Source organism: Carboxylicivirga taeanensis (assembly GCF_051851475.1).
In the GTDB taxonomy this organism is placed as follows: Bacteria; Bacteroidota; Bacteroidia; order Bacteroidales; family Marinilabiliaceae; genus Carboxylicivirga; species Carboxylicivirga taeanensis.
Genome location: NZ_JBPUSJ010000005.1, coordinates 213,001 through 236,902, shown reverse-complemented (window position 1 = coordinate 236,902; position 23,902 = coordinate 213,001). Strand labels below are relative to the sequence as shown.

Annotated in this window: 17 protein-coding genes; 5 read left to right on the top strand and 12 right to left on the bottom strand. The window is 42.3% G+C overall.

From position 1 onward, the window contains the following. Positions 1 to 37: 37 nt before the first annotated feature. Positions 38 to 3,280 carry a SusC/RagA family TonB-linked outer membrane protein gene (locus tag ACSX1H_RS09855; RefSeq protein WP_439183695.1) on the bottom strand — a complete coding sequence of 1,081 codons (3,243 nt, stop codon included), beginning with the start codon at positions 3,278 to 3,280 and terminating at the stop codon, positions 38 to 40. A gap of 71 nt (positions 3,281 to 3,351) precedes the next feature. Next, positions 3,352 to 4,362, bottom strand: a complete 1,011-nt coding sequence (locus ACSX1H_RS09850; RefSeq protein ID WP_439183694.1) for a FecR family protein — start codon at positions 4,360 to 4,362, stop codon at positions 3,352 to 3,354. A gap of 274 nt (positions 4,363 to 4,636) precedes the next feature. Here ACSX1H_RS09850 and ACSX1H_RS09845 point away from each other — a divergent pair, with 274 nt between their 5' ends. Then, positions 4,637 to 6,253, top strand: coding sequence for an ABC-F family ATP-binding cassette domain-containing protein (locus ACSX1H_RS09845; RefSeq protein ID WP_439183693.1), 1,617 nt, complete (start codon positions 4,637 to 4,639; stop codon positions 6,251 to 6,253). An 88-nt stretch (positions 6,254 to 6,341) separates the two neighbouring features. On the opposite strand, the gene ACSX1H_RS09840 is transcribed toward ACSX1H_RS09845, so the two are convergent. Further along, entirely contained in the window at positions 6,342 to 7,379 is a 1,038-nt protein-coding gene (locus ACSX1H_RS09840; protein WP_439183692.1) for a fasciclin domain-containing protein, read from the bottom strand. A gap of 291 nt (positions 7,380 to 7,670) precedes the next feature. Further along, positions 7,671 to 8,210 carry a GNAT family N-acetyltransferase gene (locus tag ACSX1H_RS09835; RefSeq protein ID WP_439183691.1) on the bottom strand — a complete coding sequence of 180 codons (540 nt, stop codon included), beginning with the start codon at positions 8,208 to 8,210 and terminating at the stop codon, positions 7,671 to 7,673. A gap of 163 nt (positions 8,211 to 8,373) precedes the next feature. On the opposite strand from ACSX1H_RS09835, the gene ACSX1H_RS09830 reads away from it, so the two are divergent. Continuing rightward, on the top strand, positions 8,374 to 9,114 hold the full coding sequence (locus ACSX1H_RS09830) for a lysophospholipid acyltransferase family protein (RefSeq protein WP_439183690.1): 741 nt from the start codon (positions 8,374 to 8,376) through the stop codon (positions 9,112 to 9,114). A gap of 116 nt (positions 9,115 to 9,230) precedes the next feature. Beyond that, on the top strand, positions 9,231 to 11,003 hold the full coding sequence (locus tag ACSX1H_RS09825) for a hypothetical protein (RefSeq protein WP_439183689.1): 1,773 nt from the start codon (positions 9,231 to 9,233) through the stop codon (positions 11,001 to 11,003). A 40-nt stretch (positions 11,004 to 11,043) separates the two neighbouring features. Here ACSX1H_RS09825 and tilS read toward each other — a convergent pair whose 3' ends face one another. The 6 genes from tilS to proS form a co-directional block, all read right to left on the bottom strand. Next, the gene (gene tilS, locus ACSX1H_RS09820; RefSeq protein WP_439183688.1) at positions 11,044 to 12,372 is read right to left on the bottom strand and encodes a tRNA lysidine(34) synthetase TilS; all 1,329 of its coding nucleotides are present in this window, start codon (positions 12,370 to 12,372) and stop codon (positions 11,044 to 11,046) included. A gap of 6 nt (positions 12,373 to 12,378) precedes the next feature. Beyond that, complete coding sequence (locus ACSX1H_RS09815) at positions 12,379 to 13,680, bottom strand: anthranilate synthase component I family protein (RefSeq protein ID WP_439183687.1); 1,302 nt, start codon at positions 13,678 to 13,680, stop codon at positions 12,379 to 12,381. A gap of 116 nt (positions 13,681 to 13,796) precedes the next feature. Beyond that, the gene (locus ACSX1H_RS09810; RefSeq protein WP_439183686.1) at positions 13,797 to 14,429 is read right to left on the bottom strand and encodes a peroxiredoxin; all 633 of its coding nucleotides are present in this window, start codon (positions 14,427 to 14,429) and stop codon (positions 13,797 to 13,799) included. A gap of 77 nt (positions 14,430 to 14,506) precedes the next feature. Further along, positions 14,507 to 15,736 carry a peptidase T gene (pepT, locus tag ACSX1H_RS09805; protein ID WP_439183685.1) on the bottom strand — a complete coding sequence of 410 codons (1,230 nt, stop codon included), beginning with the start codon at positions 15,734 to 15,736 and terminating at the stop codon, positions 14,507 to 14,509. Between the two features lie 100 nt (positions 15,737 to 15,836). Beyond that, positions 15,837 to 16,526: a hypothetical protein gene (locus tag ACSX1H_RS09800; protein WP_439183684.1), complete on the bottom strand. Its 690-nt coding sequence runs from the start codon at positions 16,524 to 16,526 to the stop codon at positions 15,837 to 15,839. 115 nt (positions 16,527 to 16,641) lie between these two features. Beyond that, on the bottom strand, positions 16,642 to 18,114 hold the full coding sequence (gene proS, locus ACSX1H_RS09795) for a proline--tRNA ligase (RefSeq protein WP_439183683.1): 1,473 nt from the start codon (positions 18,112 to 18,114) through the stop codon (positions 16,642 to 16,644). Positions 18,115 to 18,345: 231 nt separating this feature from the next. Here proS and ACSX1H_RS09790 point away from each other — a divergent pair, with 231 nt between their 5' ends. Next, positions 18,346 to 19,857, top strand: a complete 1,512-nt coding sequence (locus tag ACSX1H_RS09790; RefSeq protein ID WP_439183682.1) for a hypothetical protein — start codon at positions 18,346 to 18,348, stop codon at positions 19,855 to 19,857. Positions 19,858 to 19,893: 36 nt separating this feature from the next. Beyond that, the gene (locus ACSX1H_RS09785) at positions 19,894 to 21,501 is read left to right on the top strand and encodes an OmpP1/FadL family transporter (protein WP_439183681.1); all 1,608 of its coding nucleotides are present in this window, start codon (positions 19,894 to 19,896) and stop codon (positions 21,499 to 21,501) included. A 79-nt stretch (positions 21,502 to 21,580) separates the two neighbouring features. Here ACSX1H_RS09785 and ACSX1H_RS09780 read toward each other — a convergent pair whose 3' ends face one another. Then, complete coding sequence (locus ACSX1H_RS09780) at positions 21,581 to 22,858, bottom strand: sulfate adenylyltransferase subunit 1 (RefSeq protein ID WP_439183680.1); 1,278 nt, start codon at positions 22,856 to 22,858, stop codon at positions 21,581 to 21,583. Positions 22,859 to 22,886: 28 nt separating this feature from the next. Continuing rightward, a complete protein-coding gene (gene cysD, locus ACSX1H_RS09775; RefSeq protein ID WP_439183679.1) occupies positions 22,887 to 23,792 on the bottom strand; it encodes a sulfate adenylyltransferase subunit CysD in 906 nt (301 codons plus the stop codon). Positions 23,793 to 23,902 lie beyond the last annotated feature (110 nt).

The following is a 23,902-nucleotide window of genomic DNA, read 5'->3' as shown; positions in this document are numbered from 1 at the left end:
TTTTTGTTACCATTTTGATTAATGCTTATTCAGCCATTTAGAATGTTAAGCTTACTCCAAACATAAAACGCTGCGGAATGGCGTAATCATCATAAGCATCACCTGTTCCTTCTTCACCTACTTCTGGGTCGATACCTGAATAATCAGTAAATGTTACCAGGTTTTCTGCAGAAACATAAACACTCATGTTTTTAATAAACTCAACATTTTTAATGCTGTTCAATCTATAGCTAAGCATTATATTTCGTAAGCGCAGGTAGCTACCGTCTTCTATGTATCGAGATGATGTTTTATTGGATAAGCTATTACCTCCGTTATAAGGTTGCGGATGCGTTGCAATATCCCCAGGCTTTTCCCAACGACTCCAGCCATCAGCCAATGCCATGGAATTAAAAGTAGGGTAAGCGCCATCATTATCATACAACTCACGTGCATAGTGATAAATATTGATGCCCGATACATAATCCAGATTCATCAATAGTGAGAAGTTTTTATAGCTCATGGTTGAGTTGATACCACCAAAGAAATCTGGCGTTGATGTTCCAACTTTTTGCAAGGCTGCCTTGTTGTAATCACTAGTCAGGCTTACGTTACCATCCTCGTCAATGGCCTCCCACTGAGGCATTCCATCATCAGGATTAACGCCCGTCCACTTGCGCATGTACCAGGTATCAATATCTTCTCCTATACTTCTAATTTTGTTACCGGAAATTATGTCATTCCCTTCATATAACTCGGTAATTTCATTGCGATTCACTCCAACATTCGCATCAAGACGCCATTCAAAGCCATCGCCAGTAGATTTAATAATATCGGCACCAACTACCACCTCAAAACCTTTGTTCTTGACAGCTCCAATGTTCTCCCAATAACCTTCAAAACCAGAAGTTGCAGGCAGCGTTACATAGTACAACAGGTCTTTAGTATCCTTTATGTAATACTCCATACTCAAATCAAAACGATTGAAAAAGCGCGCGTCTAGGGCAAAGTTGGTACTAAACGTTTTTTCCCAGGTTAAATCTTCGTTCCCCAACTGGTCGGCTGAGATAACTGGTACTTTATTATACTGGTTGGTTATAGAGTATAATTCTTTACTTGGATGATAATTATCCGGTGTATTTCCGAGCGCACCATAACTTGCTCTGAACTTCAATACATTAATATTATCCAAGGTAAAGAAATCTTCATTATGAATGTTCCAACCGGCACTGAACGAGTAGAAGTTACCAAATTGTGAATCTTTACCAAATTTTGAAGAACCGTCGCGACGGAAAGAAAATTGTGCCATATAGCGGGAGCCATAGGTATAGTTGGCATTGAAAAGATAAGACTTAAAAGCGTACCCGGCCTTTTTTCCTTCAATGCGCTTCATCTCAGAACCTGCATTTAAAATCTCTGTACCCGATACAATACCTTTCTGCTGGGCCAAAGTGGTTAAATACTCAAAGTCGTTAAACTCATAAGCCACTAAACCCGTAAAATAATGATCCCCAATACCTTTCTGATAACGCAATAACTGATTGGTAAAACGGTTCATACTTTTGTAGTGGTAGTTAGTAACAGCCCCTACATCATTTCGTCCAGTTGTTGATTGTGGATCGATATAATCAACTCTACTATGGTGCTGATAATCGAAACTATTTGAAGAAACAAAAGTTAGACCATCTGCTAATTTTATATCAAATCCCATATAGGGAGACAAACGTAATTCGGATGTTTCAGAATAATTCCACTGTAAATTATAGATAGAGTTGCTTTTATCGCGACCAATCCATCCCGATTCAGGATCTGTTGCATCTATAATATTACCCTCATTATCACGCGGACGGTCATATGGCATATTTAGAAACATTTCACCAACGCTCTGCTGCTTATCCATAATATCACGATAAGTAAAGCCTAATTTTGGATGTAGAGTCAACCAAGGTTTGATATCATAGTCAATATTCATACGCCCCGAATAGCGGGTATAATCGTAACCTTTAACAGCCCCACTTTCATCATAGACATTTCCAGAAATATACGTTCGCATCTTTTCGTTTCCACCAGAGAATGAGATACCGTAGTCCTGTACAACACCTAATTTCGTTCCTTCGTCAAACCAGTTGGTATTGCGTGCCTGTGCTTCTTCAGTGAACCAGTCTAAATCAGCATAACCATTGGCAAATGATTTAATATAATCTGTCATCTCAGTGTTATTCATCATCTTGAAATTACCCAAAGACAACTTAGTCACACCTGTTTTAACAGCTACATTGATTTGATCACTTCCTTGCTTAGCCGAACGTGTTGTTACAAGAATAACTCCATTGGCAGCGCGTGAACCATACAAAGCTGTTGCGGAAGCATCCTTCAAGATAGACGTAGACTCAATATCTTCAGGGTTTAACTGAGGTGCTTCGGCCTGAATAACACCATCAACTACCCAAAGAGGATCAACACTACCACTTAAGGTTGATTTACCACGTATACGGATTTTAGGGGCAGAACCGGGACGACCTGAACCTTGAGAAACAAATACACCAGCAGCCTTACCCTGTAACAGGTTACCCACATTGGGCGAAGTAATACCTTTCATATCCTCCGTGTCCAGATTAGCCACCGAACCAGTCAGGTTCGACTTTTTCTGCACACCATACCCAACTACCACAACTTCATCAACCTCTTCGTAAGCCGACATTAAGGTGATATTGATGTTGCTTTGACCAGCAAAGGCCACCTCCTGGCTTTCCATTCCAATAAATGCAAACACCAATGTTTGTGCATCTGTTGGCACTCTCAACTCATAATTCCCTTCAATATCGGTAATGGTACCAACTGTATTATCCTCTTTAAGGTAAATGGCAGCTCCCGGAAGCGGATCGCCATGGGCATCAACAATTTTCCCTTTAACCACTTTGTCTTCCTGCTGAATATCGGCCACCACATTGGGAGCTGAAGGCGTGATAATAACCAAATCTCCTTCTTTCACAGTGAAAAAGATGTCGGTACCATCAAACGCTTCGCTAAGAATAGACTCCAATTCGGCATTGCGCTTGGAGATGCTCACCTTCTTATCAACATCCACCAAGTCTGTTTTATACAGAAAGCGGTAAGAGCTTTGTTGCTCTATGGCTGTAAACACTTCCTGCAACGAGGCATTTTTTAAAACAACGCTTAAGCGCTCTTGCTGCCGGGCAAAAGCGTGTGTGCCCGACAGTAGAATACTTGCCATTAGCAACACTGTAACCTTCCATCTGTTAACAGATGTTAAAGTTATTCCTAATCTGGTTTTTTTCATAAATTTGTATTTAACATTTAGTAACTATATGAGCATCTTTAATTTCCGGCCAGAGATTGGGTGCTCATTTTTTATTGATAATTCTTTTTAGATTTAACATATATTTTTCGTCCTGAAAATTCAACATCGAAAGGAGTGGCTATGGCGAAGTTGTTCATCACCTCCCGCACCGTTTCATCATCAATTTCCCCGGTATAGCGCTGAAACTTGAGCGCGTCATCCATGGTTATTTCCACGTTATACAAGCGCTCAATTTTTGCGGCCAACACATGGAAAGGCATGTCTTTAAATTTCAACTTACCCTCCTTCCAGGCTGCCTGATTATGACCTTTATCTGTCGCTTTGATTTTAAACACGCCACTCGACTTGTGGTAATAAGCGGTTTCACCAGGCTTAAGAAAGGTCCCGTTTACCTTGTTATTATTAGCTCCAACAAATCGAATTTTTCCCTCATCGAGCATAGTCGTTACCATCTCATCATCCTTATAGCACGACACATCGAAACTTGTACCAAGCACTTCAATGTTAACACTCTCTGTTTCCACTAAAAAAGGACTGTCGGAGTTATGCTTCACCTCAAAATACGCTTGTCCGTCAATCTTTAACCGTCGGTTCGTTTCAGAAAAGGTGGAGGGCACTTCCACACGGGTATCAGCATTAATATACAGGTGTGTACCATCGGGCAGAGTCAACTCCGATTTCTCACCTTTTGGCACATAGGTTTCCGTATAAAAAACAGGCGTCTCATTGCCTGCCAAATGCAGCATGGTTAACTTCGCTACACTGCCAATAAGCGCCAGAAAGAGCACAGCGGCTGCAACTTTGAACGCAGCCAATCGACCACTCAAGCGCTGAATCGTAAACGCTTCATTTTTTTTTGCATTCAGCTTGTATAAAAAATAATCGGCATCATGCTTTTGGGCGTTACCTTGCCCAAGAGAGGTGGATACAGCCCATAGATTCTTCTGCCGAATAAACTCTTTCCTGAGTTTAGTGTCCTGCTCGATGGCTGACAAGAAGCTTTCCTTCTCTTCGTCACTCATCCTGTTTGACAGGTATTGTATAATGTTTGTTTCGTCCACGTTAATTTATTCTTCCATTCACTGCTATAACACTCAAACAAGGACTACCCCCCACAGAAAAATTATAAAATTTTCATCTTTTTTTACACTTTTAAGCTATAATGCAATCCCACAGCACTTTAGATAATAATAGAGCAATCTAACACGCCTGACTATCCAAATTTTAAGCATGCTGACACGGAAGAATTGGACCAACCAACCTTTTTTAACACTATAAGGACCCTTATTCAAATAAAACTTTCTACTTTTGCGCCCTGAAAAATCGAGTTGCAACATGATTACAGTTTCTGATTTAGCCATTCAATTTGGCAAAAAACCTTTATTCTCTGATGTTAACCTAAAGTTTACACCTGGTAACTGTTATGGGTTAATCGGGGCCAATGGTGCCGGAAAATCAACATTCCTACGTATCCTTTCGGGAGAATTGGATTCGACCCGTGGTAACATTAAAATGGAACCAGGCGAACGCCTATCGGTTCTTAAGCAGGATCACTATGCTTTTGATGAATTCACGGTACTAAACACCGTGATGATGGGCCACAAGGAAATGTGGAACGTCATGCAGGAAAAAGATGCACTGTACATGAAACCCGACTTCAATGAGGAAGACGGCATGAAAGCGGCTAAACTGGAGGATGACTTTGCGGCCATGGGTGGCTGGAATGCCGAAAGCGACGCTGCCGAGCTACTTAGTGGATTAGGAATTAAGGAGCATTTGCACCATCAGCAAATGAGCAACCTTACAGGTAAAGAAAAAGTACGCGTGCTGCTGGCACAAGCCCTGTTTGGAAATCCTGATAACCTGCTGCTGGATGAGCCAACCAACGACCTTGACTTAGAAACTGTACTTTGGCTGGAAAATTACCTGGCTAATTTCGAAAATACAGTGATTGTTGTTTCTCACGACCGTCACTTCCTGGATAATGTATGTACGGATATTGTAGATATCGATTACGGCAAAATTCGCATGTTCTCGGGTAACTACACTTTCTGGTATGAATCGAGTCAATTGGCAGCCCGTCAGTTAGCTGCCCAAAACAAAAAGGCCGAAGAGAAAAAGAAAGAGCTTCAGGAATTTATTTCCCGCTTTAGCGCCAACGTGGCGAAAAGCAAGCAAACTACCAGCCGTAAAAAAATGATCGACAAGCTGAATGTTACCGAAATACAGCCGTCTACACGACGCTATCCGGGCATTATCTTTCAGCCTTCGCGACCAGCCGGCGATCAAATATTAAAGGTTGAAAACCTGAGCTACTCCATCGAGGGTGAAGTGATGTTTAAAGACGTTAACTTCAATATAGAGAAAGATGAAAAGGTGGTTTTTATTTCACGGGATAACCGGGCTGTAACAGCATTTTTTCAAATAATTAATGGTGAAAAGAAGGCGGATAGCGGAACGTACGAATGGGGACAAACCATTACCAGCGCGTATCTGCCAATGGATAATACCGAGTATTTTCAGAAAGAAATAAAACTATACGATTGGCTGGCGCAGTTTGCCAAGGACACCTCTGAAGATTATATGCGTAGCTTTTTAGGAAAGATGTTGTTTTCAAACGACGATATTGAAAAGAAAGCAACCGTTTTATCAGGAGGTGAAAAAATGCGCTGTATGATTGCACGCATGATGATGGAAGAACCCAATGTGTTGATTTTGGACCACCCAACCAACCACCTGGATTTGGAATCAATTCAAGCCTTTAACAACAACATGAAAACCTTTCCAGGTCAGATATTAATGGCTTCGCATGACCACGAATTTATTCGGACAACTTGTGGACGCGTTATTGAACTGACACCTAATGGCATAGTTGATAAACTGATGGATTTTGAAGAATACCTTTCAGATGAAGACATAAAGGCGGTTCGCGAAAGCAAATATCAAAAATAGGCACACAACAAACCGATATACTACGATAAGGGAAAGGGGTAAACTGTAGCTGTTTACCCCTCTTTCTTTATTATTACCTAATGATGATTTAAGGAAGTGTTGGTAGGATAACCCGATCAATCACATGAATTACCCCGTTGGTACCTTGTATATTAAGCAATGAACCTACCAGGCCAGCTTCCCTGCTGTTAACATCTGTAATCGAAGGCACCGTAACATCAATGGAAAAGGCCTCCCCCTGAAGGGTGGTTACAGAAAGTGGTTCAGCTGGCAAATCGCTCGAATACACCCGCCCATCTACAACATGATAAAGCAGCACTTGCGTCAACAACTCAACAGGAATATCATCGAGACTATTAAACTCAGGTCCCAGTTCATTAAGCAGGGCAACAAAAGCATCATCAGTCGGAGCGAATACAGTATATGGTCCACCGGTTGCCAAAGTTTCGGCTAAATTGGCCTTTATTACAGCCTGCACTAAAATAGAAAACGCCTCATTACCTTGAGCTATCTCCACTAAATTTTGTGTGGGTGGCAATAACACTTCATCAATAATATGAATGATTCCATTCAGCGCACGAATATCTGCATACTGCACATTCGCGTTATTAATCATGACTCCGTTATCTAAATTAACCTCCACAGCTGCACCGTTAAGAGTAGGTACAAAGCCATTAGTAAGCTGGTCTGATTTTACTTTTCCTTCAATTACATGATAAAGTAAGATTGCTCTTAGCTGTTCTACTGGCACTTCGCGAATACTTCTCACGCCAATTTGAGCAAACAACTTCTTAAATGCTTCGTCGGTTGGCGCAAATACAGTCAGCTGATTTCTAACTACAGTTGAAAACAGTCGGGTCTTAAACAAGGCATAAGTCAAATTACCAAACGATGGATAGCGCTTCCAGCGTTTCAAATCACCCTCCCCTGTTTCAGCCAGGAAATCGGGGTTTTCTGTAATCATCTTTAGAGTCGTTTCGATATCATACAGTTGCTGTTCATTTTGAGGCTCTGGCGACACATTAGCATCTTTTTCACATCCTGCAAAAACCAAGGCAAAAGCCAATAACCCCAGCGTAAGAATACGAATGGTGGTTCCTTCTCTCTTAATTGTCGATTTTTTCATACCTCTAAGTTTTAAGTGTTTACAAGAGTGAAACCACGGATGCATTTTTTTGTTTACACTTTAAAAACAACAATTAGTCGTTTATGAATTAATGCAGGCATTTTCATGCAAAAACAGGCATTCTTAAAGGCTTTAAAACACTTGTTAAATATTGTTAAAACAGACGATGGGCTTCATATCTTTAACCCACACACCTTTTCTGGAAGCAGAAAGAACAAGAAGACAACCAATTAGCCATCAAACCATTACAAAACTTGCCTGTAAGTTTATTTAAGTCAATAATGCAGCCAGCTAGTTGGGATCTGATTTTAACTTACTGTAAATCTTCAGGTCAAAATACGTATCTGCATCAAAGCGCTCACCTGCCCGCTCAATTCCTTCAAAAGTAAAGCCCAACCTTTCTGGTATCTTTTGGCTCGATAAATTTCCAACGGCACACTTTATTTGCAACCGGTGAAGCCCCAGCTTATTAAAGGCATGGTTGCACAACACACGAACACATTGGGTTATGATGCCATTTTTTTGGCAAGGTTCAGATAGCCAATAGCCAATCTCCGACTTGCTGTTTATCGAGTCTGTATCCTTGAAGCCAATTATCCCGGCAAACTCATTATGAAACCAAATTGTAAAGATTAACTCGCGCTGCTCAACGGGCTGTTGAACAACCCCCTTAATAAACTCCTCTGTATCGCGGGGCTGCTGCGTGCTTGTTACAAAAGGCAGCCACTGCCCTAGGTACTCTCGCTGCTGATCAATTGTTGTGAAAATAACTGTAGCATCAGCTTGTTTTAGTGGTCGTAAAACGATGTTTGAATTAACGATAATGTTCATTGACTTGGCTTTTTATGGGATTGCAAGATAGACATTCTTTAATAAACATAAGATAATTCGGCAAAATATAGCTGCACCCCGTAATCATATTTTAACTCTTTGATTTGATTTAATAACTGTATTTTTTTTGTTTTTTTGTTCCCGCAATTAAATAAACAGACCAATGAAAACATTTTTAGGCTACCTCTTAACTCCAATATTCCACCTTTACTTCGGTACAGTACTGGTTATCTTTCATTTGCCACAGGTTATTGCCAGGCATGTGTTTGGTGATAATGCCCGTCGCCGTGTTGTAGACAGTCTCAATTATTTTCTGGTAAAAGGACTTTATCTGATGGGCTGTCGCATTCAATTTAAGGGATGTGAACAGGTGCCAGAAGGACGTCCAATCATCATTGTTGCCAACCATCAGAGCTTATATGATATTCCGGCAGTGGTGCAAGCCTTTAAAAAATTTTATCCAAAGTTTATCTCCAAAATTGAGCTGGGCAAGAACCTACCCAGCATTTCGTATAATCTGCGCCATGGGAAATCGGCATTAATAGACCGAAAAAATGGAGCTCAATCGGTCAAAGAGATCTTTAAACTGGGACGCCTGATACAGGCCAACAATTATGCGGCCTGCATTTTTCCGGAAGGCACCAGAAGTAAAAACGGGCAGGTCAAAAAATTTATGACGGCGGGTGTCAATACCCTCTTAAGAGCTGCTCCCAACGCCATAATTGTCCCATTTGTAATTGATGGACATAGCCGCTTAATGGAAAAAGGCATGTTCCCATTAAAATTTGGTGTTAAAATCAGCTACACGGCATTGGCACCAATTGAACCTAAAGGAAAAGATGTTGAAGAGTTGGTTGCTGATATTCAGCTGCTAATACAGAAAGAATTGGGACAGTCAATTTGAACAACAGAGCCAAATATTCTAACTTACTGAAATATAAAAAGAAACGACCTCCGGGTCGTTTTTTTTGTAGCATTTATTAATGTACCTTCGGGCTGTTAATAAAACCATAATAATCAATGGACTTTTTGAACAAACACACTTTCCATATTCCGGTACTCGGACTTGGATATACTTTGGACACACCAATTAAAGTGGCTCCATACGGCATCTCTTCAGTCATTTCGCTGGTTGATGATATGCTCATGGAGCAGTTACGCGAATTTTATTGTCAGAAATTTGATTTGCCATTTAAGGCAATTTCTGAAAAAGCAGAAGATTTTAGAGCGAAGCGCATCACCTCCTACCTAAACATGGTAGATGAAATTGTGAGCTCAAAAGTGGCAGAATTAAAAAAATCAGCTCTTAACAAAGGAAGTGAGCTTGAAAAATATATGCATATGCTGCCTGACTTGAGCGCCATCAAGGAAAAATTTAATCTGGGACAGAAAAGTCGCCAACTGCGCGATGAACTATCGCACTGGATTCAGGATCACCTGCCTGTTGGAAGCATTGATGTCAACATCATGACAAAGCTGGATAAGGTAAATTACAAAAACGGCGAAGCTCTGCCTATTGAGTACAACGATGCCCATGCTGCTGTGCGTGGTTTTGCCAATAGTAAGCTCAGCTCATCATTAGTACTATCGGCTGGTATGAGCCCGCGTTTATATAGCTACCTTGAGCAGTTTGAAGATTTTTACCCGGATAACAACGGCCTGCTGAAAAAGAAAATTATTCTGAAAGTAAGTGATTTTCGCTCGGCTTTGGTACAAGGCAAAATGTTAGCCGCCAAAGGGATTTGGGTATCAGAATACCGCATCGAAAGCGGTGTTAACTGTGGTGGCCACGCGTTCCCAACCAATGGCATCCTATTTGGCCCGATACTGGAAGAGTTTCGCTGTAACCGCGACAAGCTGATTGAGACATGTAAGGCAGCCTACGAATCGGCGTTAACGAAAAAAGGCAAGCCTGTGCCGGCCAATACCCCTGACATAAAAGTAACGGCTCAGGGCGGTGTTGGCACCAATGAGGAACACAACATGCTGCTCGATCATTACCAAATGGATGGCGTAGGCTGGGGAACACCGTTTATGCTGGTGCCCGAGGCAGTGAGTATTGATACGGCAACTCTGAATCTATTAAAAGGGGCCAAAGAAAAAGACCTGTACTTTAGTGGGCTATCACCTTTAGGTGTGCCTTTTAACAGTGTTAAATGGGCCTCTATGAGTGAGCAGCGTCTGGCTAATGCCCAAAAGGGACAGCCTGGAATGCCATGTACGAAGCAATACCTTAAATTCAACACCGAGTATACAGAAAAGCCGATCTGTACGGCTTCCAAGTTCTATCAGAACAAAAAGCTGGCCGAACTCGAAGCGCAGAATCTAGCGAAGGAAGACTATGAAAAAGCCTATGCCTCAATTATTGAGAAAGAGTGCTTATGTGTAGGATTAGGTGTTTCATTACTTCAATCGAAAAGCATTGAAGTAGGTCCAACAGACAAAGTAACAGTGTGCCCTGGACCGAACTTGGCCTACTTCTCCAACGAGATGAGTTTAAGCGATATGGTGGACCATATTTACGGTCGCAAAAACTTACTGGATAATCGTGCCCGGCCACATATGTTTTTAAAAGAACTGGGTATGTACCTGGATATTTTCAAAAAACGGGTTGAGAGCTTTTTGGCTCAGCCAGAAGATGTCAAGGAAAAAAAGCAACTGGTAAGCTTTCAGCAAAATATGCTCAAAGGCATTGAGTACTACACAGAACTATTTAAAGAGAAAAAGCAAGAAGTATTTGCCGAACTCGAAGAGCTAATTAACAGCTATCCTGTTCTGAAGAAAGAGTTTTAATAAAAAGGCCGGAATCACCAATGCGATTCCGGCCTTTTATTTATAGCAGTTTAATTTCTAAAATTCGCTTGGTGCGTTTCATCACTTTAAAACGCTCATCGAGGCGTTTACCTGGCACACAAACAATTTGCTCGCTACTAACCATTAGCCAGGCTTCCTCTTTATCTTTCAACGAATATTTTTCGTCAATAAAAAAATCACTTATTTTCTTAAAGCCTTTCATCCCCAGAGGCATAAATACATCGCCCTGCTTCCAGCGGCGCACCAACAAAGGTAAATCAACCAAGTCAGCATCGAAATGCATTAATCTGGGGTTGCGCGAAAAGGTAAAGTCAGCCGGTTTATCATAGATACGTATCTCCATGGGCAAATCATGAGTTGTCATCCCCTCTTCGACCCAAAAATGCTGCACCCCTAAATCCTCAATGGGCATCACCAACAGGTTATGCCTGTCTTTGATTAAGCGGTTCGAGGCACTAAAAAACTGCTTACCCGACGAGCTATCCAAATGCTGCAGCACCTCACCTACTACAACTGGGTTAAAGCCATAGGGACGCAGCACCTCAAATAACAAGGAGGCATAATGAGGATAGCCTTTTAGTTTCGAGATGGGAATGATGATGGTACCAGCCTCATTAACAACATCTGTCTGGATAAAGCGCTCCACTTCCTGCTCCAACATGTATTCAGCATCTGTTAAATGCTGCATATTGGCTTGCATTGTTTCAAAAAACGATGGATTGATGGACTCCAGCACAGGAATGACCTCATGCCTGATTTTATTGCGAATGAAACGTGTATCATCATTGGAAGCATCGTGACACCAGCTAATGGCATGCTCGAGGCAATAATGCTCAATTTGCTTCCGCGCAAAAGCCAGTAAAGGACGAACCACATACTTATTACGATAGCTTATCCCAGTTAGGCCTTTAACACCCGTTCCACGAACCAGGTTCAGAAAAAAGGTTTCGATGGAATCATTACCATGATGCCCGGTAACCACCAAACTAAAATTATGCTCCTGCAGCAGCTCATTAAACCAGTTATAACGCAGCTCGCGCGCCGCCATTTCAATCGATATTTTATTGGCTGAAGCATGCTCGCGGGTTGCAAAAGTTGTTTTAAATAAGCGTATACCGTTAGCCGTGCAAAAATCGCTAACTAACTGCTCATCGCTATCCGAAGCCTCCCCCCGCAGCTGAAAATTGCAGTGAGCAGCAGCTAACTGATAACCGCCTTGCTGGAGAATATGAAGCAGCGCCATAGAGTCGGCACCGCCACTCACAGCCACCAGCAGTTTATCGCCCATTGAAACATGGCAGTTATGGTCGAGCACCGTTTGAACCAATTGTTGTGTGAGCTTCGGCATAAATTTTTATTGTTCGATGTTAAATACTTTCATTATGGCTGAGGCCTTTAGTAAACACTCTTCGTACTCCTTTTCTGGCTCCGATTGATTGGTGATGGCTCCGCCCACCATAAATGAGGCGCATTGTTTTTTGCGATTATACAAAACACTTCGTATCACTACATTAAAATCAAAATCCCCGTTTGGCGATACATATCCAACGGCTCCACTGTACAGTCCCCGCTTACTGCTTTCATATTTTTCAATCAGCTCCATAGCACTTACTTTTGGTGCACCAGTCATCGAACCCATAGGAAACGATGTCAGAATTGCATCCAGCCAGTTCTTATCCTCATCCAGTTCGGCCGAAATGGTTGATATCATTTGATGCACCTGCTTGAAAGAGTAGATACCACATAACTCGTCGACATTAACAGTGCCGCGCCTTGCCACACGCGATAAATCATTACGAACCAAGTCGGTGATCATGATGTTTTCGGCCTGCTCTTTTTCCGAATTGACTAAATAGCGCTTATTGGCCTGGTCGATAAAGAAATTATTCCCTCGTGGCGACGTCCCTTTAATTGGCTGAGATACAATACGGTTCCCTTCTTTTTTCAGGTAGCGCTCGGGCGAAGCGCCCATCAGAAATTTATCGTGGTATTTAATAAAAGCCGAAAATGGGGTTGGTGAAATTGCTTTTAAGCGCTCATAAACACACTGTGGCACCAGATCAATATCCTGAATAAAGAACTCCATGCAGTAGTTAAGTTCGTAGATATCTCCCCGCTGAATATGCCACAATACTTTTTCTATGGCCTCTATGTACTCGGCGTGCGACACCTGATGATTGAGCTTTAAATTCCCAACCGGCTCTTCTATTAAACAGGTATTCTCAAGCTCATCTATAAAGTCAAAAACAGACTGCTCATCATCATAATCAGATAAATAGCCAACCTGCCAGCTATTCCCATCAAACAAGAAGAGGTAACGGGGCTGGAAGAAGTAAACATCTGGCATCTCAATGCGATCCGGGTGATGGGAAGATAAATCTTCCAGCTGGTTTTTAACATCGTATGCCAAAAAACCGAGTATCCAATCTTTATGCTGATCATGAAAGGCCTTGAGCTCGTGAATATCTTTGCTATAGCTTTCTACACTTTGCAAACCTCCTATAAAATCGTAGTTTTTTTGGCTGCGCACACATGCCGGCGATTCAAATCCGTTACTGTCCAAAAGAATGGCTGCCCCTTCGTTGCGAGACGCCCGACAAATTTGCTCTTTAAAAACCCGATCATCTTTCGGATGAATATTAAGATACTTACGCATGGCACAAAAATAGCAAAAAACAATGGTGTGAGCTTTTATCTGCTATCCGATCTTATTAAAAACAAAGAAGCACCTTGCCAAACAAGGTGCTCCTCAAACTCAGTATACTTTAACTATTAATTACTGCTCAAGTAATCTGCGATACCATCTTGCGTAGCGACCAGCCCTTTATCGCCTCTGTGCCAGTCAGCCGGACAAACTTCGCCATTCTCTTCGAAAAACTGAAGCGCATCTACAATACGAATTGCTTCATCCACACTGCGGCCAAGTGGCATGTCATTCACCACCTGATGACGCACTACCCCTTCCTTATCAATAAGGAACAGGCCGCGGTAGGCCATAGGCGTTCCTTTGAATACAATCTGACCTTCGTCGTTGTAATCATATTCGCCAGCCAGCACATCGTAGTTTTCAGAAATGGTTTTGCTGTTATCTGCTACCAAAGGATATTTAACCCCTTTAATTCCCCCATCTTTTGGCTCTGTTTGCAACCATTTCCAATGCGAAAACTCTGAATCAACAGAAACACCAACCACCTCAACGTTGCGGTCTTCAAACTCCTTCATCTTATCCTGAAAAGCAATAATTTCTGTTGGACAAACGAAGGTAAAGTCAGCAGGATAGAAATACAGAATCACATATTTTTTCCCTCTAAACTGATCCAACGAGAAATTTTCTACAATTTCTCCGCCGTTTACCACAGCACTTGCACTAAATGAAGGGGCTTGTTTCCCTACTAATACAGCCATAATTTTTTATTTAATTGTTCAACTTTCTTTCATTAAGCCAACATTCAAACAAAGATGCTTAAAGGATGTTCAGGCATTTAGTCTTTTTTTGCAACGAGCTCTGCAATTTTTAAAATAACCTCCACGGCCTTTTGCATGCTCTGAACCGGTACAAACTCAAACCGGCCATGAAAATTATGACCGCCGGCAAAAATATTTGGGCAAGGCAAGCCCATATATGACAAACGTGAACCATCTGTTCCTCCGCGAATTGGCTTAACAATAGGCACTACTCCTACCTCTTCCATTGCCTGCTTGGCATAGTCGACCACGTACATTACCGGCTCAATCTTTTCGCGCATGTTGTAGTACTGATCATTGATTTCAATGGATGCAGTACCTTCACCATATTCAGCATTGATTTTATTGACCAAATGCTGCATCTCACGCTTGCGATCCTCAAACCGATCGCGTCTAAAATCACGTATGATATAGACCATTTCGGTTTTTTCCACATGCCCATTAAATGACATCAGGTGGTAAAATCCTTCATATCCCTCTGTATGCTCAGGAGTTTCACTACGGGGAAGCATGGTAATAATCTGATTGGCAATGCGAATCGAATTGCGCATTTTATGCTTGGCATAGCCCGGATGCACCATCCTTCCATTAACAATTATTTTGGCACCGGCTGCATTGAAATTCTCAAACTCCAACTCCCCAATCTGAGACCCGTCAAGAGTATAGGCAAAATCAGCTCCGAATTTCTCAACATTAAAATGATCGGCACCGGCTCCGATCTCCTCATCCGGTGTGAAGCCCAAGCGTATTTTACCGTGCTTTATTTCAGGATGATTAATCAAATATTCGGCAGCGGTTACAATCTCAGCCAAACCAGCTTTATCGTCGGCGCCCAGAAGTGTTTTTCCATCCGTCACCACTAAATCTTGTCCGATGTATTTCTCCACTTCGGGAAAGTCGGCCACTTTTAATACAATACCGTCGGCCTCATTAAGGGTGATATCACCTCCCTGATAGTTATTGATCACCCTTGGGTTAACGTGTTTACCTGAAAAATCAGGGCTCGTATCCATATGGGCCACAAAGCCCACAACAGGCACCTCTTCATCAATAGTAGCCGGCACGGTAGCCATTACATACCCATTCTCATCAACACTCACCTCATCCAAACCAATACTCTTCAGTTCTTCGGCAAGGGCCTGTGCAAATTTCATTTGCCCCGGCGTTGATGGGGTAAGCCCAGTATCGGCATCCGACTGTGTGTCTATCACTACATATTTTAAAAATCGATTTAATACTTGTTCCATAATATTATAAAGCTGAAAGCTATTAGCCGTTAGCTGCAAGCGTATGTTTAAAAATAATTTTTAATTCTGATAGTTTTAAAACTGAATTACAGCACCTCATTTATTGTTTTACATCATCCGCATTATACACAAAGCCCAAACGTTTGCCGGTCTGCATTTTTGAGCTAAGTATTTCGCTGCTCATCTGCATCATTGAAATAATCTTCACATCATCGTAGGGAGGCACTAATAAATCGAATTCCAGGGCGTACAAAATCGCCGTTTCAATTATCTGCTGCCAATTGGCTGCATTGATTAAGGAGCTTCCAAAATGATTAATTCCGGTTCCTTTCTGGCGCTTTCCTTCAACAAAGTAATGACCTTCCCGATTAATAAAAACTCTCGCAATGAGGTATCCTGCATCGTGCTCCCGGTTATACCTGAATGAGTCGTGTAGGAAGTTATAAATATTAACAACACCGCAATACGAGTTGTTTTCATCAACTTGCACGTAGTCGCTTTTCCATACTTCGTGGTCGCGATCGAATTCAAACGTGTTGGTATGCATGTGGAACACCAGCACATCGCCAGCCACTTTTAGCTGAGCTACAAACTCACCTTTATCCTCAAATAGCAGATGAACCCTCCGGTCTGCATCTCCCAGTTGTTCGTTATACTCGCGCTGAACAGTTTTAAGCACCTCTTTGAGTAATTCAAAGTTCTTTTTGGTCGATTCAAACACATCTTGCTTGATGACGGCTTTAGTTTGTAAGATATCGACTATCCCTTTTTTAATGCTTGTATTATTCATAGAAAGTGCTTTTTGTTTAGACTCATTAAAGGTTGGCTAAATTTAAACTTTTTCGCACAAAAAAAGGGAAACCATCATCATAGTTTCCCTTAAGAATATTGTAATTCGAAATCTTTTAATAGGCACGTGCAAACATTACACGCTTATTAGATGGCTTACCTGAATAGATACAAACTCCTTCTTCCTCTGGCTGATCCAATGGAATACAACGGATAGTGGCTTTCGTTTCTTCTTTAATCTTCTGCTCAGTTTCGGGCGTTCCATCCCAATGAGCCATGATAAATCCACCCTCTTCCAGGCGCTCTTTGAACTCATCGTAAGTATCGACAGAAACTGTATTTTCAGCTCTGAAATCCAGCGCTTTTTTGAAGATATTCTCCTGAATCTCATCGAGCAAGTTTGTTATATGCTCATCAATTCCATCCAGGGCAACCACTTCTTTACTGAGCGTATCGCGGCGCGCCACTTCAACTGTTCCATTCTCCAGATCACGAGGTCCCATGGCCAATCGTACAGGTACCCCTTTCAGCTCATACTCCGCAAATTTCCAGCCTGGTTTTTTATTGTCATTATCGTCAAACTTCACATCAATGCCTTTAGCACGCAGCTTAGACATAATACCTCCTGCTACTTCTTTAATTTTTGCCAACTCCTCATCCTTACGGAAGATAGGCACAATCACCACCTGTATAGGTGCCAATTTTGGAGGCAATACCAGTCCATTATCATCGGAGTGCGCCATAATTAAAGCACCCATCAGGCGCGTTGAAACCCCCCATGAAGTAGCCCACACATAATCTTCTTTTCCTTCTTTACTGGCAAACTTCACATCAAAGGCTTTGGCAAAATTCTGCCCTAAAAAGTGAGACGTACCCGACTGCAGAGCTTTACCATCCTGCATTAGGGCCTCAATGGTATACGTTTCTAAAGCACCCGCAAAGCGCTCGTTAGCCGATTTAATGCCTTTTACAACCGGCACTGCCATGTACTTCTCGGCAAAGTCACCATATATATTAATCATGGTTTCTGTTTCCTCGATAGCCTCTGCTTTGGTTGCATGAGCCGTATGTCCTTCCTGCCACAAAAACTCGGCCGTGCGCAAAAATAAGCGCGTACGCATCTCCCAGCGCACCACGTTGGCCCACTGGTTACATTTAATCGGCAGGTCGCGGTAAGACTGAATCCAGTTTTTATAGGTATTCCAAATGATGGTTTCTGATGTAGGGCGAACAATCAACTCCTCTTCGAGCTTGGCCTCGGGATCAACCACAACCCCATTTCCATCCGGATCGTTCATTAAACGATAATGAGTTACAACGGCACATTCTTTGGCAAACCCTTCCACATGGGCGGCTTCTTTACTAAAAAATGACTTGGGTATAAAAATCGGAAAGTAGGCATTCTCATGTCCCGTATCTTTAAACATACGGTCTAATACACTTTGCATTTTTTCCCATATAGCATAGCCATAAGGTTTAATAACCATACATCCACGTACGGCTGAATTTTCGGCCAAATCGGCTTTTAATACAAGGTCATTGTACCACTGTGAATAACTTTCACTCCTAGGCGTTAATACTTTTGCCATTTTCTAATTCTTAATTTGTATCCGTTACTTAACAAGGGCTACAAAAATAACAAAATTTAAGCCAATCTGTTAGGCCATAACCCTTGATTTTTTAATATTGCACTGTTTGCCATTTACCTGGCAAGAGACTGTTAACGTTTACTAAAATAAAATTTACATTTTTTAATACAACGGCATGGTATTTGCTAATTTTTACTTGAGTTTTAACCATGTAAATCCGGAGGATTAGTGATGAAAACCTATACAATATTCAGCTTATTTATCCTGCTTATTTTAAGCGGATGCAGTTCTTCTCAATACCTGGACAGCAGCTATTACGATGACGACTTGTATTACAAACCCAAAAGTAATCCAGTAGTTGTTGACGATTCATATGCCCCTGTCCAACAAGATAAGGCATTGAGAAACGAAGACCGAAAGGCAGAGAATCAACTAAAAACCGATTATAAGCAATCGGAATTAGCCCTTGAAGACAACCGCAATTTTTCCCAGATTCAGTCTGACTATCTAAACCTGCTGGCCAATGATTCACTGGCACAAATGGATACACTGGTTTACTATAACGAAGAAACCGGGTATTGGGTTGACGGATTCGATGGCTCAGCTATGGATCAGGATTATGCCGAGCGACTCATCAAATTTCACGGGCCATTTAACGGCATCCCCTATTGGTCACCCCTATACAACGACATGGTTTACTTCAACAACTGGGATTGGAATGTTTACGTAGATGGTAACTATGCCTATGCTTTTCCAACCTGGAGCAATCCCTGGTACAACGACTACCGTTGGAACTATGGTTACAATAATCCATGGCGCTGGAATTTCTCGATGAGCTGGGGATGGAACTACCCTTATTATGGTTATTATGACCCTTGGTATTCACCTTGGCACAATCCATGGTATTATCCCTACTACGGACATCATCACTATCACCCACACTATGGCGGTGCCTATTACCCACCTGCCCATTATCCGGGTGGTGGCGGCATGGCTCAGCGAAAAATTAATGCCCCCAGAGGAGGTAGTTCAACTGCTATCAGTTCATCCAGAGAGCAGAGCAGTTCTTCAACCAGATCTTCGGCTACGCGCAGCAGTTTAAATTCATCCAACACCTCCGCCCCTTCAAGAGGCAACTATACCCTTGATAATAACAATACGGATAGAACCAACACACGTACCGTAACAAGCCAAAGAAGTGGCAGAACTTATACTTATACAAATAATCAAAACCCACAGAAAAAGAGCACGATAAGCAATTCTAACACTCAAAATACCAACACCGGAAGCAGGACGATACAAACGACCAGACGTAGTTACACGCCCAGCTACTCTAACACAAGAAGTAGTTCGAGCCGTTCTAGCTACAACCGCAACGCCACCTACTCTCGCCCCTCAACAACGCGCAGCACGGGCACATCAAGCAGAGTAAGCAGGCCCAGCACAACCAGGTCGCAAAACTCTTCGGGCAGTTACAGGTCCAGCAGCAGCTCGCGCTCATCCTACTCATCAGGTAGCAGAGGTAGCAGTTATTCGCCTTCCAGATCATCAGGTAGTAGTTCGAAGAGCAGCTACACACCAAGCAGATCATCGGGCAGCAGTTCGAAAAGCAGCTATACACCTAGTCGCTCATCCAGCAGCTCGAGCTACTCAGGCAGCTCCAGAAGTTCAGGCAGCAGCACCAGAAGCTCAGGTTCCAGCAGTGGAGGAAGTTCCTCGCGCAGCAGTGGCACCAGACGATAGAAACTTTTATCTCATCACCCTCAAAAAGAATGTCTCATGAAAAAAATAGCATATACCCTACTTTTTGGCTTACTGACAGCAGGAGCGGTCGTTGCACAAAACATTGATGACGCGCTTAGATTTAACAAACATGAGTTGACCGGCACATCGCGTTCGCTTGGTATGGCCAATGCGTTTGGTGCACTTGGAGGCGACCTAAGTGCCATTAGCATCAACCCGGCCGGCATTGCTGTTTACCGCACCTCAGAATTTGCTTTTACCCCTTCCATCTCAATCAATCAGGTAGAATCAGAGTTTCTGGGATTAAAGAGTAAAGATGACAAGTTTTCGTTTCCCTTTAACCAAATTGGAGGAGTTACAACGATTAGACCCTTAAGAGAAAAAGACAAAGGACTAATCAGCACCCACTTTGGTTTCACCTACAACAGAACAGCAGACTTCAACCAAAATTTAAACATGCTGCTTGGTCAGAATATTAAAGATTTTTACGATGGTAGCGGTTTTAACACCCTACTGAATAACATAACCATGCAAAGCAATGGTTATATACCCTATGAGCTGGAGGATATTGAAAATAACGACAACGGATTCAACCCTCTTCATCGCTCCTATTGGGCCTACGAAAGCTATTTAACCGATGTAGTGGAGGGTGAAGAAGATATTTACCTGAGTCAATATCAATATGTAGATTCGGATCGCCCCGGTGAAATCATTGATCGAAACATCAACGGCATTGATCAATACAACCTGATAGATCGCAGTGGTTACGCCGGCGAATATGGCCTTACTTTCGGAGCCAACATCAGCCATATCCTGCTAATGGGTGCTTCAATCAACTTCCAGACCTACCGATTCGAACAAAAGGAAAGCTTTAGAGAAGTAAATGCCTATGGTTTCAATCCCGGCTACAATGAAGACCTCGATTATTATGATATGTACTCACAACTTTCTCAGAAAGGGTTTGGGGTGAACGGAAAATTTGGGTTAATCGTTAATCTGCATCCCATTCGATTGGGTGCCGCCATTCATTCCCCCACCTTTTATGATGTAGATGAGGAGTTTTATTACGGAATGGAGTCTTACTTTAAGGACCGCTTTTCGGCGCAGAAGAAATCAAGCTATATGTTTGATTACAGTTACAACTACCGCACGCCCTACAAAGCAACTGGTAGTGCGGCCATCGTTTTAGGCAAATTTGCACTCTTATCGGTAGATTATGAAATGACCGATCACACCTCTTCTAAATTCAGTTCGAAAAACGGCTATGACACCTACTACAGGGAGCTTAACGACCAAATTGATGAACAGATGAAAATGACGCACAATTTTCGTGCGGGAATCGAACTTAAACCGGTTCCGTTTTTCGCAATTAGAGCAGGTGCTGCCTATTTTGATTCACCATTAAAAAAAGAATATACAGATAAGGAGCTGACGAAATGGATGGCAACTACAGGAATTGGGTTTCGTAACAAGAACTTTTTCTTCGATGTAGCCTATGCCATGCTATTTAATAAGGAAACATATAACATAAATGCCAATCCTGATTACTTGAGTCATCCTCACATTGATCCCTTATATTTCACGGGCATCGAGTTAAGTAACAAAAACCACCAGGCAAGCTTTACCTTTGGTTGGAAATTTTAACCTTCTCCAACCTATTCTTAACCAAAGAAAGGCCGCTACCCAAATGAGTAGCGGCCTTTTATTTTAAGTATTTATTGTTCTAAATAATCATACCAGCAGCAACGGTTTCATTAGTTGCTTCATCAACCAGAATAATACTTCCGGTAATGCGGTTACGGCTATATGAATCGAAGAAAAGCGGCTTGGTAGTACGGAGTTTGATACGTGCAATATCATTCATACCAACCTCTATATCATCTTCATTCTTCTCCAGCGTATTGATATTCATTTTGTATTGAACATCGGTTACCATACAGCGCGCATCAGAAGAGGTATGTCGTATCACATACTTACCGCGCGGAACCAGCTTACGCTCATTGAACCAACAAACCATTGCTTCGATATCCTGACTATTTTTCGGTACTGACCCGTTATTAGTCTTAATCAACATATCGCCACGGCTAATGTCAATCTCATCCTCAAGCGTAATGGAAACAGACTGCGGTGCGAAACCAACTTCCAAGGCCTCCTCCATCATGTCAATAGATTTAACCTTTGAAGAAAATCCGCTAGGTAGAACGCTTACCTCATCCCCCACATTAATGGCACCACTGGCAATACGCCCCGCATAACCACGATAATCGGGCCATTCTGCCGATTGAGGACGAATCACATACTGTACCGGGAAACGGAAGTCTTCGTGATTAATATCGCTACTGATGTGGATGTTTTCCAACAGGTACATGAGTGTAGGGCCATCATACCAATCCATGGTCGCCGAGCGCTCAACCACATTATCACCTTTAAGGGCACTAATTGGCACAAAGCGAATGTCTTTTACTGATAATTTTGACGATACAGCATCAATATCAGACTTAATTTTATCAAATGTTTCCTGGCTGTAATCAACCAAATCCATTTTATTGATACAGAAGATAACATGAGGAATTTGCAACAGCGACGCAATATAGGCATGGCGCAATGTTTGCTCCAATACTCCGTGGCGCGCATCAACCAATATTAAAGCCACATTAGCGGTGCTGGCGCCAGTAACCATATTACGGGTATACTGAATGTGCCCCGGGGTATCGGCAATGATAAACTTACGCTTAGGCGTTGCAAAATAGCGGTAAGCCACATCAATGGTAATGCCTTGCTCACGTTCAGAGCGCAACCCATCAGTCAGCAGTGCCAGATTCACCTCCTCGTGCCCCGAGCGCTCACTAACACGCTCAATGGCCTCCATCTGATCTTCAAAGATGGCTTTACTATCATATAACAATCGACCTATAAGGGTGCTTTTACCATCATCAACACTTCCAGCTGTGGTGAAGCGTAAAAGCTCCATATCTAGATATCCTGATTCTTTTCCGGACATATTTTTGAATTTTCAGATTTGACAAAGATTAGAAATAGCCTTCTCGCTTGCGGTCTTCCATGGCTGACTCCGATCGCTTATCGTCAGCGCGACCTCCGCGCTCGGTAGTGCGACTTGCTGCAACCTCATGAATAATATCTTCCAGCGTATTAGCTGTTGACAGCGTCAGCCCTGTACAGGTTACATCGCCAATGGTACGACAGCGAACATCCATCTCCACCACCTCTTCAGTATCCTTGAGTTGCATAAATGGCTCTAAAGCTAACCAGGCGCCATCGCGATTGAATACCTTTCGCTTATGCGTAAAATATAAACTTGGCAGCTCTATTTCTTCCATGTAGATATACTGCCATACATCCATTTCTGTCCAGTTACTGATAGGGAACACACGAAAATGCTCTCCCATATTTTTACGGCCGTTAAATATATTCCATAATTCAGGGCGCTGATTTTTTGGATCCCACTGCCCAAACTCATCACGGTGCGAGAAAAAACGCTCTTTTGCACGTGCTTTTTCCTCATCACGTCGACCGCCGCCCATTGCTGCATCAAACTTATTGTTTTCAATGGCATCTAAAAGCGTCACTGTCTGCAGCTTATTACGGCTTGCATTCACCCCTTTTTCTTCCACCGCACGGCCCTGGTCTATAGAATCCTGTACCATGGCAACGATGCACTTGGTGCCGGTTTCCTCCATGACGCGATCGCGATATTCAATGGTCTCAGGGAAGTTGTGCCCTGTGTCAATATGCATCAAAGGGAATGGTACTTTGGCAGGCCAAAACGCCTTGCGTGCCAGATGAAACATTACAATTGAGTCTTTTCCTCCAGAGAATAACATCACAGGATTTTCAAATTGAGCAGCAACCTCTCGAATAACGTAGATAGACTCTGCTTCCAGTTCCTTAAGGTGATTTATTCGGTATTGATCCATGATAAGTTGATTTGTCCTACAATATAACTTGGCAAATATTCTGTTCACTGCCATTTCTAACAAAAACGTCGCCAAATTTAATGATAAATAAAAGACTTTAAAAATTTTGA